14 protein-coding genes and 1 pseudogene are annotated in these 16,563 nt (G+C 35.2%); 9 read left to right on the top strand and 6 right to left on the bottom strand.

The genetic code is table 11. The annotated features are described in order from the left end of the window. Positions 1 to 55 precede the first annotated feature (55 nt). The 4 genes from B091_RS0107295 to B091_RS12345 all read right to left on the bottom strand — a co-directional run bounded on the left by B091_RS0107295 (position 56) and on the right by B091_RS12345 (position 6,170). On the bottom strand, positions 56 to 2,026 hold the full coding sequence (locus tag B091_RS0107295; RefSeq protein ID WP_018109355.1) for an LTA synthase family protein: 1,971 nt from the start codon (positions 2,024 to 2,026) through the stop codon (positions 56 to 58). 208 nt (positions 2,027 to 2,234) lie between these two features. Then, positions 2,235 to 3,965, bottom strand: coding sequence for a phosphoenolpyruvate carboxykinase (locus B091_RS0107290; RefSeq protein WP_018109354.1), 1,731 nt, complete (start codon positions 3,963 to 3,965; stop codon positions 2,235 to 2,237). A 793-nt stretch (positions 3,966 to 4,758) separates the two neighbouring features. Next, entirely contained in the window at positions 4,759 to 5,451 is a 693-nt protein-coding gene (locus B091_RS12350; RefSeq protein WP_025069575.1) for a heparinase II/III family protein, read from the bottom strand. Positions 5,452 to 5,492: 41 nt separating this feature from the next. After that, positions 5,493 to 6,170 (bottom strand): DUF4962 domain-containing protein, encoded by a 678-nt coding sequence (locus tag B091_RS12345; RefSeq protein ID WP_155888284.1) that lies wholly within the window; start codon positions 6,168 to 6,170, stop codon positions 5,493 to 5,495. Between the two features lie 273 nt (positions 6,171 to 6,443). Between B091_RS12345 and pdxY the strand changes: the two genes are divergently transcribed. Further along, complete coding sequence (gene pdxY, locus B091_RS0107275; protein WP_018109353.1) at positions 6,444 to 7,271, top strand: pyridoxal kinase; 828 nt, start codon at positions 6,444 to 6,446, stop codon at positions 7,269 to 7,271. A gap of 94 nt (positions 7,272 to 7,365) precedes the next feature. Here pdxY and B091_RS0107270 read toward each other — a convergent pair whose 3' ends face one another. Beyond that, on the bottom strand, positions 7,366 to 8,022 hold the full coding sequence (locus tag B091_RS0107270) for a CatA-like O-acetyltransferase (RefSeq protein WP_018109352.1): 657 nt from the start codon (positions 8,020 to 8,022) through the stop codon (positions 7,366 to 7,368). A gap of 365 nt (positions 8,023 to 8,387) precedes the next feature. Here B091_RS0107270 and B091_RS12840 point away from each other — a divergent pair. The 6 genes and pseudogenes from B091_RS12840 to B091_RS0107240 all read left to right on the top strand — a co-directional run. Further along, a pseudogene (locus B091_RS12840) lies at positions 8,388 to 8,671 on the top strand (DUF4980 domain-containing protein); the annotation flags it as partial. 84 nt (positions 8,672 to 8,755) lie between these two features. Further along, positions 8,756 to 10,126 (top strand): glycoside hydrolase family 32 protein, encoded by a 1,371-nt coding sequence (locus B091_RS11905; protein WP_369345537.1) that lies wholly within the window; start codon positions 8,756 to 8,758, stop codon positions 10,124 to 10,126. A 494-nt stretch (positions 10,127 to 10,620) separates the two neighbouring features. Further along, positions 10,621 to 10,866, top strand: coding sequence for a hypothetical protein (locus tag B091_RS0107255; protein ID WP_018109350.1), 246 nt, complete (start codon positions 10,621 to 10,623; stop codon positions 10,864 to 10,866). Positions 10,867 to 10,921: 55 nt separating this feature from the next. Continuing rightward, complete coding sequence (locus tag B091_RS0107250; RefSeq protein WP_018109349.1) at positions 10,922 to 11,194, top strand: hypothetical protein; 273 nt, start codon at positions 10,922 to 10,924, stop codon at positions 11,192 to 11,194. 250 nt (positions 11,195 to 11,444) lie between these two features. Further along, positions 11,445 to 11,762, top strand: coding sequence for an RNA recognition motif domain-containing protein (locus B091_RS0107245; protein WP_018109348.1), 318 nt, complete (start codon positions 11,445 to 11,447; stop codon positions 11,760 to 11,762). 181 nt (positions 11,763 to 11,943) lie between these two features. Further along, positions 11,944 to 13,242: an MATE family efflux transporter gene (locus tag B091_RS0107240; RefSeq protein ID WP_018109347.1), complete on the top strand. Its 1,299-nt coding sequence runs from the start codon at positions 11,944 to 11,946 to the stop codon at positions 13,240 to 13,242. 2 nt (positions 13,243 to 13,244) lie between these two features. Here the strand turns inward: B091_RS0107240 and pncB are convergent, their stop codons facing one another. Then, complete coding sequence (pncB, locus tag B091_RS0107235) at positions 13,245 to 14,408, bottom strand: nicotinate phosphoribosyltransferase (protein WP_025069573.1); 1,164 nt, start codon at positions 14,406 to 14,408, stop codon at positions 13,245 to 13,247. A gap of 359 nt (positions 14,409 to 14,767) precedes the next feature. Here pncB and B091_RS0107230 point away from each other — a divergent pair, with 359 nt between their 5' ends. Together B091_RS0107230 and B091_RS0107225 are read left to right on the top strand one after the other, a co-directional pair. After that, positions 14,768 to 14,974, top strand: a complete 207-nt coding sequence (locus B091_RS0107230; RefSeq protein ID WP_155888282.1) for a hypothetical protein — start codon at positions 14,768 to 14,770, stop codon at positions 14,972 to 14,974. 84 nt (positions 14,975 to 15,058) lie between these two features. Continuing rightward, on the top strand, positions 15,059 to 16,498 hold the full coding sequence (locus tag B091_RS0107225) for an SLC13 family permease (protein WP_051069803.1): 1,440 nt from the start codon (positions 15,059 to 15,061) through the stop codon (positions 16,496 to 16,498). Positions 16,499 to 16,563 lie beyond the last annotated feature (65 nt).

Below are 16,563 nucleotides of genomic sequence, written 5' to 3'. Positions count from 1 at the left end.
ATTTATTATTAATAAATACACCTTCATTGTTTAATCTCTTAGTCAAATTCGCCACTTAAAGCAGTTGATTGCCTTTAGCAATATAATGCCAAGCAAGCCCCATGATTTGTTTGTATTCTTTTTGATACGGCAATACATCTATTAATGTCTCTTGGTCTGTCTTACGGTCTATCTTCTGGATTGTGTGATCATCTACCTGATAGTATAGTGCATCTCGGGTAATGAGCTTATTGTAGCCAACTCCGTATGCTTTGCTGGGATTCAACATAGACGAACCAAAACTATAATAGGTAAAATCTTCAGGTGCTACTAAATCCAACAATGTCGGAAGAATATCAATATGCCCCCCTGGTGTATCAAGCTTTTGAGCAGGAATGCCTTTACCGTATAGGATAAAAGGTACTACAGATTTCTCATACAATGTAGGATTTGCATTAATAAACTTACGAGCATAGTGATCACCAGTATAGGCGTATAAGGCATCGGGGTAATTTTTCTCTGCTTGCTCCATGAATCGACCAATAGCCCAATCACCATACCAGCGATGTCCAAACTCATGTAAAGTCATCGTATCACCAAAATACCTTCTCACACTCTCAGGGAGATCTTCTACTGTTTTATAAGGGAATCCCTTGCTCTCAACATCAACGGGGAAGGGAGAGTGAAAGCTAGTTGTTAGAATCACATTGAAGCTGTACTCATCAGATGAGGTTTTATCAAGTACTAGATCAAAAAGGGCTTCATCATCTACACCCCAACAATCGTCATCAATATCATTTTCAATATCCGCAGCTGAGTAAAAAGAATCACAAGAGAGGGCTTTGGTATATTCATCTATGTTTTGCCACGATAAGAATCCGCCATAAAACATATTTGTTTTGTACCCAAGTTTTTCAAATTGACTAAAAATTGAGCTAATTGATTTATCTTCAGCCTTGGGAGTTTGAGTTAAGTTAACTCCAAAATAAGGAACACCCGACACTATTGCAGTATAAGCATAAATAGTAGCATTATGGGCTGGAAGAAAGTTAGTAAATGAGGTACCCTCATCTGCTAGTTGTTTTAGATTCACTGAAACATTGAAGTCTTCATATTTATCCTCAAGTGACCAAGCATCATAACTCTCCATTATAACTAGAAAGATTTGCTTTGGCTTATCAATTACAGGTTTATACGCCTGCCTTTTAATCACATCTTTCACACTCTTAAATGGAATAAAATCATTTAGTGTCGGCATTAAAAAGGGATTATGATCAGCTAGCTTATTGATCTCTTTATAATCTTTAAAAGACACCTCTAAAGCTTTCACAGGATTAACAATAGATTTGTTTAGCATTGATATAGAACAAACAGCCGAATTTCTGACTCTAAAGTGATAGATTAAAGATAATGAACCTCTGAATGAGGCGCAAAATAAGTAAACAATGCTTATCACTACTACAGTTCGGATACCACGTCGAGAACTGATATTAATAGTTCTTGGTATATATGTAAAATGGCTAGTCCATTTGAAAAGAAGGACCGTTGTTATCAGGATTATGAGATAAAGGAATAAAAACAATACAGTTCCATCTTGCTTTAAAAGCATTTTAAAAACCGTTAGTTTATCTTCCTCTAAAAGACCTAGGAATAAGTTATTATCGAAGATATCACCGAATTCTTTATAGTAATTAAGTGAGACCAAACTCAAAGTCACTAGGGTAAAAAGAAAGATATATTCAATTACTTCTCTAATATTTCTTATCAATTTAAATCGATTATAGTACGATAGCATCAGTAGAAACACAAAAGGAATAGTTAGAAAATATGCCATCACAACAACATCCGATCTAAATCCAGTCAAAATCACTTTTAAATAAGTAGATATAGGAAGAGGAGTTTGAATTTCATCTCTAAATAGTAAAACGAAAGAAATCCGATACAAGAAAAAAGCTAGCACTCCGAACAGCCAGAAATGAACTAACTTATCTATTTCTTTAGTAAACTGCTCCCAGCGTGTCTCCGAGCCTTTGATTTTATTAAGCATAAATGTTTTAATTAACTATACCAAGCACAAAATGGATGCAAATATAAACATTTAAAGAATCATACTAAGACATATTAAGATTATATTAAGTTTACTAGAGATAAGACTTTGCACTTGATAAGCTTGATATAGGTATGAAATAAAGAGAGTCAACTGAATATATTCAGTTGACTCTCTTCTATAATTTGCATTTGATAGTACTTTAAAACTACTCATTAATCATACTAAACAACTCCTCAGCAGCTTCACGAGGACCTTCTTTAGTTCGTCCATCAATAGCTAGTGAAGTATGGATTTGTCCAACTTTCACTTTTTCATCATAAAGTGCTTTGAAATATTTTCTTACTAATCCTTCAGCTCTTTCTTTTTCTTGAACAGGGCCAAATGGATTTGCAAAATAAGACTTAACCAAACCTTTTTCTGATGTTGTACCTTTTGCTTTACGAGCACCATCTTCAAATATTTTAATCGCTTCAGTCATATCGTCGAAGAAGCTAATTTTAGTATCTGATTCGTCGTAATTATTAGCATAAAGCATATAATCAACAGTATAACCTTTAGAAATCGTATTATAGGTAGCCACAGGGATTGTAACACGAGCATTAATACGGTCAGGGTTCGAGTAGATACCTCGGTCAAGTTGCTCAAAAGCATAAGTTGGATCTAAATCGTCCGTTCTTACAAAAGCCCCAATTTCTGTACCATAGCCCTTAACAATACCATTTGGATCAAACTCAAGGTAACCCATATCGTCAAAAATAATACGCATATGACGGATATACTTTTCATTTAACGTACGGAAGGCTTCCAAACTCTCTGATTTACCAGCACCACTATCACCCATAATCACGATATTAGCCTCTTTACCGCTTTTAAGAACGATATTAACCATAGCACCGTGGATAGGAAGATTACCTCTTTCCATCTGTTTGATGTTATGAAGGGTTAGCAACATTTTCTTCATGTAACCGAAATAGTCGATTTCATCGCAGTAATTTGCATAACCGATCAAGATATCGTTCTTTTTATCTTTGTAATAGAAAGTGCGTTTTTCTTCATGTCCATCAGGATAGCCAAAGACATAAATCAAATCTGGTTTTTTACCTACATACTCATTCTCTTTAGCGAGTTCAAAAAGATTGGCCAAACCTAAACCGTGGCACATAAAATCTTTATGGTAGTAGACAAAAGCCATAAGATTACCCACCTTCGCTGGATATAAGAACCAATCGTCTTCGTTAAGAATAACATTACTCAACGGGTTAGATTGACTCTCTTCGAATATACCCGAGCGAGTGTTCATCTTTGTATAAGTAATGTAGGGAGGGTTGATTACTACCGTACCAATGAATGGTATAGAAGATAATCCTTGGTATTCTATTGGACAGTTCCACTGGATATCGTTAAGCATCAAGCCAGCATTTGCTCCAGCGATGGTTTCACGATACACACTATGACTATAGCCCATTACAGTTTCTTCTGTACGTCTATAAATTGACAGAATCAATTCGTTTAGCAATTGGTTAGCTTGAATAAAACGAACATTCTGAAGACCATGTCCCACACGAGTATTATGAACAATAGTAACACGTTCTAAACGTCTCCAATAGTTGTATAATAATTCTGTAAGCTCAATAAATACTTCTCTATCTTTAAAGAATGGAGCAAACTTATTGTTCACCTCCAAAAGTTCATTCATGTCACATACAGTCATCAACTTTATTACTTCGATTAAAGAAGAACCTAGATACTCGTCGTTATCAAATTCTTTAATAAAGAAGTTGTAGATGATCTGATTATCCTTTTTAAGTCGTTGAATAAAAGCTTCTACAACTTTCTTAAAAGCATAACTGCTAAGAATCTTTTGACGGTTATCACAGTACTTTAAGGAGAAGTTGATAATCGCGCGTCCTCGGTTTAATGTAAATTCTTGTAACATCCTTTTTTACTTATCAAGTTAATTAATTGTTATCTAGTTCAAGCTACTTCTCTTTTTTTGATTCTTTTGAGAATACGACTTTAACATCATAACTTTCATTTCTTGTACACCATTCGGTGAATCTTATCACTTTTTGTAATTCAATATTTTATATAAAAGAAAGTCATATCATCTGAGATATACTCTCTAATAGTCATATAACAAACTACTACAGTAGAGAAGGTGAATTTAGTACAGTTTATTTGTTTTATAATGCTAATATAACATTATTTAAAGAATAGTTTACACCTATCATTCTATTCTACTTTACTAGTATATGGCAGTCGAACTGCAACCAATATTTAGAATATTACAACTATTTGTAAACTCTCTTTTTCATTCTTTCAAGGCTCTAAGATACATTAAGTTTCTAAATTCGCACATCTATTAGCTATTTTTTTCCTTAATAGAATGCTAAATAATGTTTAATAACGTTTTAAGCAGGACTCTGATTAAAGCTTACAAAACTGTATATCAAACAGATAAGACACTAAACAAACAGACAGTTATATAATTTAATTTTAACAAACAATTAAAAATATAGGGATTTCACCCCAAAATAACTGACAAAAAACACCCTTTAAACCAGAATCACTCAATAAACAGGTTGTCAAAATAGATATTCGTGCTTAATATATCGAAGAAGAAATATGAGGAGCTCTATTGGTACTAAAAAACAAGTTAGTCATTTACTCATTCCCACTAGGAGGTTTGTAGTAAATGACTAACTTGTTTTAAGAGTCTATTTCGCTTACTAAGAACGAGATTTTCGAGTCGTACTAGGCTTGATAGACTTTAACTCCTTAGTGATACCATCTTTTAAAATCAAACAAGAAGGAGATGTTTCGCGCTGTTCATAACGCCCATTAAAGTTCACGCCGCTAAAGCCATAGTTTAGCTGATCACCCAGTTCTTGATGAGAAACAGATAAATTCGCTTCATTATTTACATTTAACTCAGCTGTTATTGTCCAATCCCCTATCGTATATTTCGAATCAGAAATCTTATTCACTAGAAGCTCAGACGAAGGCGAAGCTATCTGGATGATTGTCAACATACGCACCTTATCTGTCGCGGCGAACTCAGCTGTAAAATGCCATTGATTAGGGTATCTAGAATCTGGCTTACTCGTTGGAGGAACTTTGAATTCATCAGTTTGGCTCATACCAAAGTTTTGACTGCTAAAAAACTGAGCTTTAGCTAGTTTATTAGCATCGGCCAAGGCAAGTGTTAGTTGTTTCTTATTAGCATCTAACCCAAATTCTGTTGCTCCGTGTAGCAGCCATTGCCACGATGTGGGAGTTTTAGCCTCTAACTCATCATAAATCACCAAAATATTGGGGTGTAAAACCACAAGATGGCGACGATATTTGGTAAGTGGCGTTACTCCAAACCCATTAGCAGGTGTTTGAGAGATTTTAGCTTTTTGAAATGCCTTAATCCACATCGGATCATTGCTAATACCTCCATAAGCTCCTGAAGCATCGCCTAGGGCGTAGGATACTGTATATTACTTTCTGCCATTTCAACAAGACCATTGGCTTCTATAGAATATGGCTGCCCTATACCACCAACTAATACCGTATTATGTGCCCTGCTGTGGCGATAAGACATCAAATTGTGAGGCCCATCAAAGTTGATATAATATCCACTATTACGAAATACATTTTTCCCATTGTAGAGTATATTAAAGCTGTTTTGGTCAGCATCCGTATGGCTACCAGCACCAAATGGACTCGATCGAAAAGCAACAGCCATGCCTTTTGCTGTAGTATCTAGATTATCAAGAATAACCACTTCACCAGCGTCCTCATACCAGCGTAACTTACTTAAACCTTTTTGAGGTTTCTCTGTATATTCTTTCTGGCTAGCCATACGATAAAGACGAAGTTCATAATCTTGTACAACCAAATTTTGTCCATCTTTGGCATAGCTACTAGCAAAAGGATCACCTAACTCACGGGCAATAAAATCAGCAAAAGCCAAACGCAGACGATTGGGTTCTCCACTTTTTTCATTTGCATCTCCAAAACCCAAACTATGTGAGTTGAGTGGCCAAGTATAGACAAGTGCACGGCCCGAATTCATATACCAAGGGTGAGACAAATAACTTTTGCTATTGGTCAGAAAACCAAAAAGAGAGGGCATGTAGTAGAGTGTCTTCACATTCGCAGTGTCCTTTAATATTATTCAATAGGTAGAATTTATATAATTAACAGTTGTTCAAACGTGTATTAGTAAGTTTAATTAAACAGGTCTAGCAAATGCTAGGCCTGTTTTTGATTTAAATTATTCCTCTATTTCAAAACTTTTAATAGATAACACTGTTTAATCTCTAATTAAAGAGTTAGGTTTCAAATCCAAATTCAAAACTGGCTATATTCTTGCTAAAAGAGCTAACTTCGCGCCAACTACAAATAAAAACAACTTGTAAAAATAATGAAGAATAAGATATTGTCAATTCAGAGTAAATTAGTTTATGGTTATGTAGGTAGTAATATCGCAGAATTAGCAATACAACTCCATGGTCTAGATGTAATAGCCTACCCTACAGTCTATTTATCAGCCCATACGGGGCATCAGCCCATTCATGGGGCTAAAATACCAAAGCATCTATTCGATGATTTGATAGTGGGAATTGATGCACTAGATTTAATGGATACCGTGTCTTGCATAGTTACAGGATATATTGGATCAGAAGATATACTGCTTTCTGCTGCTAATTATATATCACGAATTAAAGCTGACTACCCCGAAATGCTATATATCTGCGACCCAGTAATGGGTGATTTTGGCGTTGGCCTATATGTAGATGATTCTGTGGCAAAGTCTTATCTAAACGATATAATCCCACTCTGTGATATCTTGACTCCAAATCACTTTGAGTTTGAATATATAATTGGACATAAAATTGAATCGGAAACTCAAGTAATTTCCGCAATAGTAGAAAATGAAATTCTACGTCATAAGATTGTGATTATTACAAGTTGCCACTTATACGATACCGCAGATAGTGAAATTGAAACATTAATTATTTTGAATGGATCATGTACGCGAATAGCTGCAAAAAGAATTGACATAGAAACCACTGGTACTGGTGATCTTTTTTCTGCAATTATTGCATCTAAATTAGCACTAGGATATGATATAGATAAAGCTGTAAGAGAAGCTACTCAAATCATCAAAAAAGCCTTAGATTATACAGTAACAAATCACCATTCAGAAATGAATGCGGCGTGCCTACTTGAATGCTTAACAAACAAGTAGTACAAAAATAGATATATCTAAAAGAGCCATGAACTACCTTTAAATATAAGGTAGCTTATGGCTCTTCGTTATTCTCGTAAAAAGTAGAACTGATTTAGAAATTATTCAATACAGCTTCAACTTTACTAAAGAATCTAGAAATATGTAATCCATCAGCAAAAGCGTGACTTATCGTTACAGCTACAGGCATAACTAACTTCCCTTCTCGAATTATTGCTTTACCTACATTCAGCAATGGATAAGAATTGCCATACTTGTTTTCTTGAGCTCCTATTAAAGAAGTAAAATATAGATCGGGTGTTGCACTTAAAAAGATAGTTCCAAAAGGATCACTCTCTATTACATCATCGTTAGATTTATTAAAATTACTTTCAGTCTCAGTTTTAGCTAATTCTATGATCTTGTGTGCCGAAGCATAGAATTCTTTGAATTCCGAAATCAAAGGGATACGTACAATACAGCAGTCTCCATCATCGTTGAGCAGTATGGGTGTAGTAATATCAATGCTATCATAGAAATATACTTCTTCACTGCTTTTTATTCTATATCGAAACTCCTCTATTTCATTCATAGCTGAGAGCATCGCATATATATAGTATATAAAGAATGAGTCGCCCTTTTCTTTAGCTATAGACATAGCATGAGTACAATCAACTTCAGTAGTAACCGAAATGTTCGGATTTTGGAAATTGAGAAAGAAGTCAAAGCTATTTTTACGATTCCAAGTGTTTAAATCAACCAAATGTTTCATATGAGATATTTTTATCTGAATTATAATCTGAATTAGGCTTTAAATAACGAGTGTTTTTGTAGAATGATCGAAGTTATCCTGCACAATTCAGATATTTTCTTTGCAAAAATACATATTAAATCACCAATTTCCTCTTTAGACTTATCATTTCACACCTAGTAATAGTTCTTATGGCTATATTCTTTACACAAAAGTTCTAAAATAAACAATTGTAAATTAGATATTAGTAAATACGGTATCTGAAAATACTCTAAATTCAAACCTATATTACGGTTTTAACTCATACTGAGTTAAAATAAATAAATATAAACATTATTGATTATAATTTTGTTAATTAGGACATAACAAACTAAACATAAAGTGCTATGAAACTAATAAAAGGAACAAATTTCACTATTCAAGAAATAGGTGATAAGAAATTAATCCTCCAAGGAGCAATGGATCACAACTACATACTCTTACCTATTGAGGACGATTCAGAAATAAGCAAACTCAACGTTATTGTTAACAATCAGAGTGTAAAACAACTTAACGTACGCTTAGCAACAAAAAAATAGAATACTTTGTGCCCCTCGACTTAAGAGAGTTTAAAGGACAGAGTATAGCGATGATTATTGAGAATGCTAGTTCATCAGCTAAAGCATGGGATAACCTGAAAGTATCTGATACTTTTGATAGAAAGAACACCGAGCATTTCCGCCCCATATTTCACTTCAGTCCAGATTATGGTTGGATGAACGATCCTAATGGTATGGTATATCATAATGGAACTTACCATCTTTGCTTCCAATACAACCCTTATGGATCGACTTGGGAGAATATGAGTTGGGGCCATGCGACAACTAAAGATTTAATAACTTGGACTCACCAGGCCGATGCTCTTCACAAAGATGGATTGAGTGACATGTTCAGTGGTGGTGCCGTTATAGATAAAAACAATGTTTCAGGACTCGGTAAAGATGCTATAATAGCCTTCTATACTAATGCCGGCATAGGTCAAACTCAATGTATTGCCTACAGCTTAGATAATGGAAATACTTTTACAAAATACAAGAACAATCCAATCTTAACATCGAGTGAACCCGACTTTAGAGATCCAAAGGTTTTTTGGCACGAAGCTACAGATAAATGGATCATGATTTTGGCTGTAGGACAGCACATGGAAATTTACAACTCAGACAACTTCTTAGATTGGACTTATAAAAGCTCATTTGGGGAAGGAGAAGGTAGTCATGGCGGTGTTTGGGAGTGTCCTGACCTCGTACAACTGCCTGTCGAAGGAACACAAAAGCGTAAATGGTTACTCATTTGTAATATTAATCCAGGAGGACCTTTTGGAGGTTCGGCAGCACAATATTTTGTAGGTAGTTTTGATGGTGAAAGATTTACTAACGAAGCTCCAGTACAAACAAAGTGGATGGACTACGGTAAAGACTATTATGCTACGGTTACGTGGAGCAATACACCAGATAACAGAGTCATAGCACTGGGTTGGATGAGCAACTGGCAGTACGGAAACCAGCTTCCAACAAAGCAATACCGCAGTGCAACAGCAATCCCACGTGACTTAAAATTGTTTGAGCACGAAGGCCAAACGTACTTGAAAAGCGAAATATCTAAAGGACTTAATCCTTTTCTTCATAAAATTAGTAGCCTAGAGGGGCTCAATGTAAATAAGGACGAAACTCTTGAAAATATTACTAAAGGAGCTAAAGCATATCAAGTAGACATGGAGTTAAAAAATGAAAGTGCTGATAAACTTGGCTTCAAGTTATTCAACGACAAGGGTGACGGAGTATCCTTTTATATAGATGCACACAAAAAGACACTCAAAATGGATCGTACCAAAAGTGGCTTAACGGACTTTGACCCTACATTAGCATATATGGTAAAAACAATAGCCCCTTTATTTTTAAAAGATGACCTTATCAAGTTAACGCTATTAGTAGATACCTGTAGTATTGAAGTATTTGGTAATGGTGGTCGCTTTACTATGACAAATCTTGTATTCCCTCAAGAACAATTCAATAATATCCACTTCTTTAGTTATGGAGGAGATTTTGAAGTAAAGTCAATTAGCGTACAAGAAATCAAAACGAAATAATAACAACATGGGACAACAAAATAATACCGCAAAGGCAAAAACTAGTAGTAAGAGCGGGAAACCTAAATTTGATATAAAGGTACTAACACCTATTATACTCTCATTTTTTGTATCAGGTATGGTGGGTACAGCTGGGCTTGTGACTAATAATGTCCAAAATAGCTTCGGACTTTCTGACTCTAGTGCTTCACTCCTTGCCTCGTCCATATATATATGGTTCTTGGTGATTCCTATACCAACAGGTTATATAATGAATAGCCTAGGCCATAAAAAAACAGTTCTATTAGCACTCTCACTGAGTATAATTTCACTGATATTCCCTATAATACATTATAGCTACCTAACAATGATTATCTCTCTGAGTATTTTGGGGATAGCCAATACAATCTTGCAAATCTCACTTATACATTGCAAGTATTACTTTACTTATACTAGGTAGCGTAGGATTAATTTTCTTTTCAAAGGTAGGCTTACTTTACTTAAGCACTGCTGCGATGGGACTAGGCATTTCAAACCTATTTGCTATTATTTTTTCACAAGCCTTGGAGTCTAAGCCTAAACGAAAGAACAATATTTCAAGCTTAATGATTATGGGACTTGTAGGAGGAGCTATATTTCCACCATTAATGGGTACAGCCAATAAAATATTTGGTGGTGGTCAGCAATATGGAGCAATCATTGTAATACTTGCTTGTGTGGGTTTCATGGGATATATGGCTAAAATAATCAAAGACGAGTAATACTTAATTACAATAATTAAATCACATTATTTTAATTCTTTAAACTTAATAAATTATGGATAATAGAAGAGACAGTAGTTACGAGGCAGATAATCAAAACAAATCTGTAGTCAGCGTTGGCAATTGGGTAGTAACAATGATCGTTATGGCCATTCCTATAGTAAACTTCATAATGTTGTTTATTTGGGCATTTAGTTCGTCAACCCCAAAAAGCAAAGCAAACTGGGCTAAAGCTTCACTCCTACTGATGGTTATAGGAATTATTCTCGTTATTTTATTTTGGGGGTCAATCGCAGCATTAGTACCGACTGATTATGCTTACGAATAACGAAACATATAACAACTAAAACGATATTTTATACCAAGAATAGTTAATTAGCAACTGATTTCGAAGACATTTAAAAATTCATGTCAGATTGCGATGATTATTCAAATATTAATGTCTATATTTACAACGCATTTGAGCAATGATACAACATCACATTCATTCTTTATCCTTCAAGCAATTTTTGAGTTAAGGTCTAATTATTTTGTAAGTCATTCTCACTTGGTTTTTACTAATATTTAAATTTGAACAAATGAACATTTTTATCGGAGGCCTTAGCTACGCAATTACAGACGCAGATCTTTTGGACCTATTTCAAGAGTACGGAGAAGTTACTTCAGCTAGAGTTATCATGGATCGCGACACTCACAAATCAAAAGGTTTTGGTTTTGTAGAGATGGAAGACGCTGGTGCAACTAAGGCAATTGCTGAACTTAACGGAGCTGAATTTGATGGCAGAACTATTTCTGTATCTGAGGCTAGACCTCGTGAAGAAAGACCAGCAAGATCTAACTTCAAAAGAAACAACTTCGGCGGCGGTGGCAGCGGAGAAAGAAGAAACAGATACTAATATAAACTTTAAGCTTTCGTCTAGAAAGTTTAAGTATTAGATATTTTCTAACTTCAAGTAGAGCAGTAATTTTAAAAATTACTGCTCTACTTCTTTTATAGAAGTTAGCATCAAGCCTCCAATTCATTAATGTATATATTTTGAGTACCTTTGTAGCCAAAACTCAACGCTACATACTGTTATGAACAAAAATATCCTACGCTTAGCATTACCCAACATTATATCTAACATTACGGTACCCCTTTTAGGAATGATCGATATGTTTATCGTAGGTCATTTGAGTTCAGAACTCTATATTGGAGCAATTGCTATAGCAGTAATGATATTCAATCTGATGTACTGGAGTTTTTCTTTTTTAAGAATGGGAACAAGTGGCTTTACTGCACAAGCTTATGGAGCTAGAGATAGCCAAGAAGCTGTCAATATTTTGCTTAGATCACTACTTGTTGCTGCTCTTGGGAGTTTGGCAATATTATTTCTCCAATACTTTATCCTCCAAACAGCTCTCTATTTTATCCAAAGTAGCCCTGAAGTAATGCGTTTAGCATCCGACTACTTTTATATATACGTTTGGGCAGCACCCGCAGTCTTAGGAACTTATGCCTTTATGGGGTGGTTTATCGGAATGCAGGATGCCAAAACCCCTATGTACATATCGATAGCAGTTAATATTATCAACATACTACTTAGTATATTCCTAGTCTTTGTTTTACGTTGGGAGTTAAAAGGTGTCGCTCTAGCTTCAACGCTAGCACAATGGTCGGGATTCCTACTATGTAACGTCAGTTGGATAGTTAAATATAAGAGATTAAGATCATTAATAAGTGCTAGATTTATCAAGAACATCCGAGAACTTGTACCATTCTTCAAGGTCAACAGCGATATTTTCATTCGCACACTCTGCCTGATTACCGTCAGTACGTTTTTCACGTCTGCTTCGGCAAAGTTTGGAGATATTACTCTTGCTGTAAATAGCTTAATGATGCAGTTATTTATTTTGTTCTCTTACATGATGGATGGCTTTGCCTATGCTGCCGAAGCTCTAACAGGGCGATTTATCGGAGAACAGAACAATAAAGCACTCAAACAACTTATTAATCGGCTTTTTGGGTGGGGATTCGGGCTTACTAGCTTCTTCACCTTACTATACTTCTTGTTTTCGGACAGTATCTTAGGCCTACTTACAGATAAACAGTCAGTTCTGGATATGGCTAATCTTTATATTAATTGGGTATTATTAATTCCTGTAGCAGGTTTTTCAGCATTCCTGTGGGATGGTATATTCATTGGAATGATGGCATCCAAACAGATGAGGAACTCTATGTTTGTAGCTATGATAAGCTTCTTTGTGATCTACTATTTTACAAATAATATGCTAGCCAATGATGGGCTTTGGCTAGCATTTATTACTTATCTAGGCATGCGAGGAATTATCCAAGCATTGATTTTCAGAAAGATTAAATATAAAATTGGCTTATAGGCTTAATCAAGACCTAGAGTCATCTTGCAGATTTCTATTTCTTTAAGATTTCCCGTATTCTTACCCAGGACATCCGAAAGTTTAACTGCTTGATGAAATTCAGTTTTAGGTGAGCTTTTAACACTAGTAAGCTTTACAACCATATTTAATGGCTTTACACCAACATCATTACTAAAGAATGTTCCAATACCATAGGTGTCGTGAAGTCGATTGTTTACATACTTTTTGATGCGTTTTACTACGTCCAAATTAAGCGAATCGCTAAACACAATAGTTTTTGATTCCGCCTCTATTCTATTCTGCTTATAGAACGCTAATGTCTTATCAATAAACTCGATTGGATCTCCACTATCACACCTTAAACCATCAAATAATTTAGCTTGCTTTAAACTGAAAGACTCAAAAAAGGAATCTGTAGTATAAGTATCTGTAAGAGTAATTCCTAAGCTACCTCCAAAAACCTCTACCCAAGCTTCAAGAGCCTTAATATTAGCAGCACGATAACCATAAAGTGCTCCATGATACATAAACCATTCGTGGGGCATTGTACCAATGGGTGTAGTATCGTGCTTCATAGCTAGGTAAATATTACTTGTTCCTTTAAAGAATTGTTTAGAGTGTTCTTTCAAGCATCCTACGACACGATCTTGCACATCGAAAGAGAACCGACGTCGTGTACCAAATTCAGAATAGTCAGCCTGAATTTCGGCGAGCATTTTGGCCTTTTTTACGGCTCTACTCTCAACATCAGAAGGAGAAGCATTAGCCATTTTGAAATACAATTCAGAGATGATAGCCATTAATGGTACTTCCCATAATACAGTTCTATACCAATATCCTTCGACAACAACCGAAAGTTCTCCCTGTTCATTTTGCGATACAAAAACTTCACCTGAATCATACCGATAACCTTCAAGGAAATCCATAAAAACAGGATCAAAGAAGTAACACTTTTTCTCCATGAAAGCTTTCTCTTTCTTGGTCATTTTAAGTTTTTCCATCTGAGTCAACTCTTCGGTAAGCCGTTGAGCAAAGCCAGCAGGAAACACATTATTACCTCTGTTAATAAATTCGTATTTCACATACGACCATGGATACAGTCTTTGGATGGCATACATTACAGAGAATTTATACAAATCGTTATCTGTGAAGTATTTTATAATCATTATGAGAATATTTAAATTAGCACTTAGCCCAAATTCATTGTACATAAGTACTTGTTTAGGCATTTGTCCTTGAAAATGTAAAATTATACATTTAAATAAGGAATATATAAGAATACCACCAATTATTCAGTTTTAATAATCTAAAAGATTGAGAGATTGACTAATTATAAATGAACGAACACTTAATATTTTCGAATTATTTACAATTAGCAATTCAAAATATTTGATAAATTTACATTTATTGAGCTTTTATTCTTAAAAAAGATTACTACCTTGCTCTCGATCGTCATTATTTAATAGACAATAACCAACAACATTATACAATAAAAAAAAGCTAGTTTAGATTAAAAAATTATATTATGATACCCTACTATATTAGTAAAATCAAAGAACTCAATGGCATGCACTTACTTCACCGATACGCTTGTGCAAGCATTCCCGAAGACGAAAGCGACAGCATATTACTCGGAACATTTAATTCTTGTGAAGAGGCTTTACCTGCTGCCCAAAAGATTTACCCAACTAGCACGGGGTGCCCGTATTGTTGTCGCTCTTGCTCAAAATAATATAGTCTGAAAGTCATCCACATTTTATAATAACACAACTACTACACATATAGCACAAACATCAAATTAAAAAACTTTTGGCCCATGTCTGATAAATTGACCAAATCACCGATCAAACAAGTATTCATGCCTGTATTAGTGATTGGATTTCTACTATTTTTATGGCTTGTACCGTCTGAATCCTACACTATGTTGGGTTTGACTTTGGTACAACAACGCGTATTACTCGTTTTCTTATTCGCAGTTATCATGTGGGTCACAGAGATTATTCCTCCATGGATTACCTCCGTGTCATTAACAACTATATTGCTTTTCACGGTATCCGATAATGGACTTAAGCTATTTCACGATGTTCCATCTGATCAATTGCTATCTTCGCGTCAACTCATAGCGTCTTTTGCAGATCCAGTAATATTCCTGTTCTTGGGTGGATTTGTACTTGCAGCAGTAGCCTCTAAGTTTCACATCGACCGACGAATTGCCAATATGGTGATCAAGATAATAGGTACGAAATCTCATTACTATCTCTTTGGAATTATGCTAGTGACGGGTGTTTGCTCAATGTTTGTCAGTAATACAGCCACAGCTATTATGATGTTAACTCTTATTTCTCCTATATTAAAAGAAATGGATAGCTCCGACAAAGGACAAACAGCTCTTATCTTGGGCGTTTCAGTTTCAGCTAACCTCGGAGGAATGGGAACACCTATCGGTACACCACCCAATGCAATCATACTGAAATACCTAAATGATCCTACAGGATTAAATATGGATATTAGCTTTGGAGAATGGGCTATGATGTTCGGTCCAATCGCTATTATTCTAATAATAGTTTCGTGGTTTGTTATTGTCAAGTTCTTCCCATTCGCTAATCCTAGAATGAAATTAATCCCAGAAGACAAATTAGAAGTTAAAGCCAATCCTATTATTAAATATTCAGTTTACTGCATTATTGGTGGAACTATTGCCTTATGGTGTTTTGATCGCTTCTTTGGTGTTGACCCTAATGTCGTGGCATTTATTCCAATCTCTTTATTCTGCCTTTTAAGTGTTTTTGTAAAGGACGATCTTGCTTCGATTGATTGGAGTGTTCTTTGGTTAGTTGCAGGAGGATTTGCATTAGGTTATTCTTTCCAAGACAGTGGGCTTGCCTACAAAATGATTACATCAATTAATTTTAGCTCCATAGCTCCCTGGATAATCTTTTTATCATGCTGGCTAATTTGTTGGGCTTTATCCAATTTCATTTCAAACACTGCTACTGTAAACTTATTAGCACCTATTTTCACAGTCTTAGCAGCATCGTTAGGACCAGAATTAGCTCCTCTAGGGGGAGCACGCACACTTCTGATGGGTGTGGCCATATTTGCCTCGCTTGCGATGATGTTACCCGTGAGTACACCTCCTAATGCATTAGCTTATTCTACAGGCCATGTTTCTAAACGAGACATGCAAAAAGTAGGGATTACCATTGGTGCACTTGGATTGATCTTTACCATTTGCATCTCCCTAGCCTTTCATTAAATATAGTATTTGATAAAACACAAATAAACAGCTACAAAATAAGCCTTGAATATAAAACATATCCA

The organism is Bacteroides propionicifaciens DSM 19291 = JCM 14649, from assembly GCF_000375405.1.
GTDB lineage: Bacteria > Bacteroidota > Bacteroidia > Bacteroidales > Bacteroidaceae > Bacteroides_E > Bacteroides_E propionicifaciens.
This window is presented reverse-complemented; position numbering and strand designations above follow the sequence as displayed.

Coding starts and splice junctions, on each gene's coding strand:
- B091_RS0107295 (WP_018109355.1), bottom strand. CDS start 2,026: ATGCTTAATAAAATCAAAGGCTCGGAGACACGCTGGGAGCAGTTTACT.
- B091_RS0107290 (WP_018109354.1), bottom strand. CDS start 3,965: ATGTTACAAGAATTTACATTAAACCGAGGACGCGCGATTATCAACTTC.
- B091_RS12350 (WP_025069575.1), bottom strand. CDS start 5,451: ATGTGGATTAAGGCATTTCAAAAAGCTAAAATCTCTCAAACACCTGCT.
- pdxY (WP_018109353.1), top strand. CDS start 6,444: ATGAAGAATAAGATATTGTCAATTCAGAGTAAATTAGTTTATGGTTAT.
- B091_RS0107270 (WP_018109352.1), bottom strand. CDS start 8,022: ATGAAACATTTGGTTGATTTAAACACTTGGAATCGTAAAAATAGCTTT.
- B091_RS11905 (WP_369345537.1), top strand. CDS start 8,756: ATGAACGATCCTAATGGTATGGTATATCATAATGGAACTTACCATCTT.
- B091_RS0107255 (WP_018109350.1), top strand. CDS start 10,621: ATGGGACTAGGCATTTCAAACCTATTTGCTATTATTTTTTCACAAGCC.
- B091_RS0107250 (WP_018109349.1), top strand. CDS start 10,922: ATGGATAATAGAAGAGACAGTAGTTACGAGGCAGATAATCAAAACAAA.
- B091_RS0107245 (WP_018109348.1), top strand. CDS start 11,445: ATGAACATTTTTATCGGAGGCCTTAGCTACGCAATTACAGACGCAGAT.
- B091_RS0107240 (WP_018109347.1), top strand. CDS start 11,944: ATGAACAAAAATATCCTACGCTTAGCATTACCCAACATTATATCTAAC.
- pncB (WP_025069573.1), bottom strand. CDS start 14,408: ATGATTATAAAATACTTCACAGATAACGATTTGTATAAATTCTCTGTA.
- B091_RS0107230 (WP_155888282.1), top strand. CDS start 14,768: ATGATACCCTACTATATTAGTAAAATCAAAGAACTCAATGGCATGCAC.
- B091_RS0107225 (WP_051069803.1), top strand. CDS start 15,059: ATGTCTGATAAATTGACCAAATCACCGATCAAACAAGTATTCATGCCT.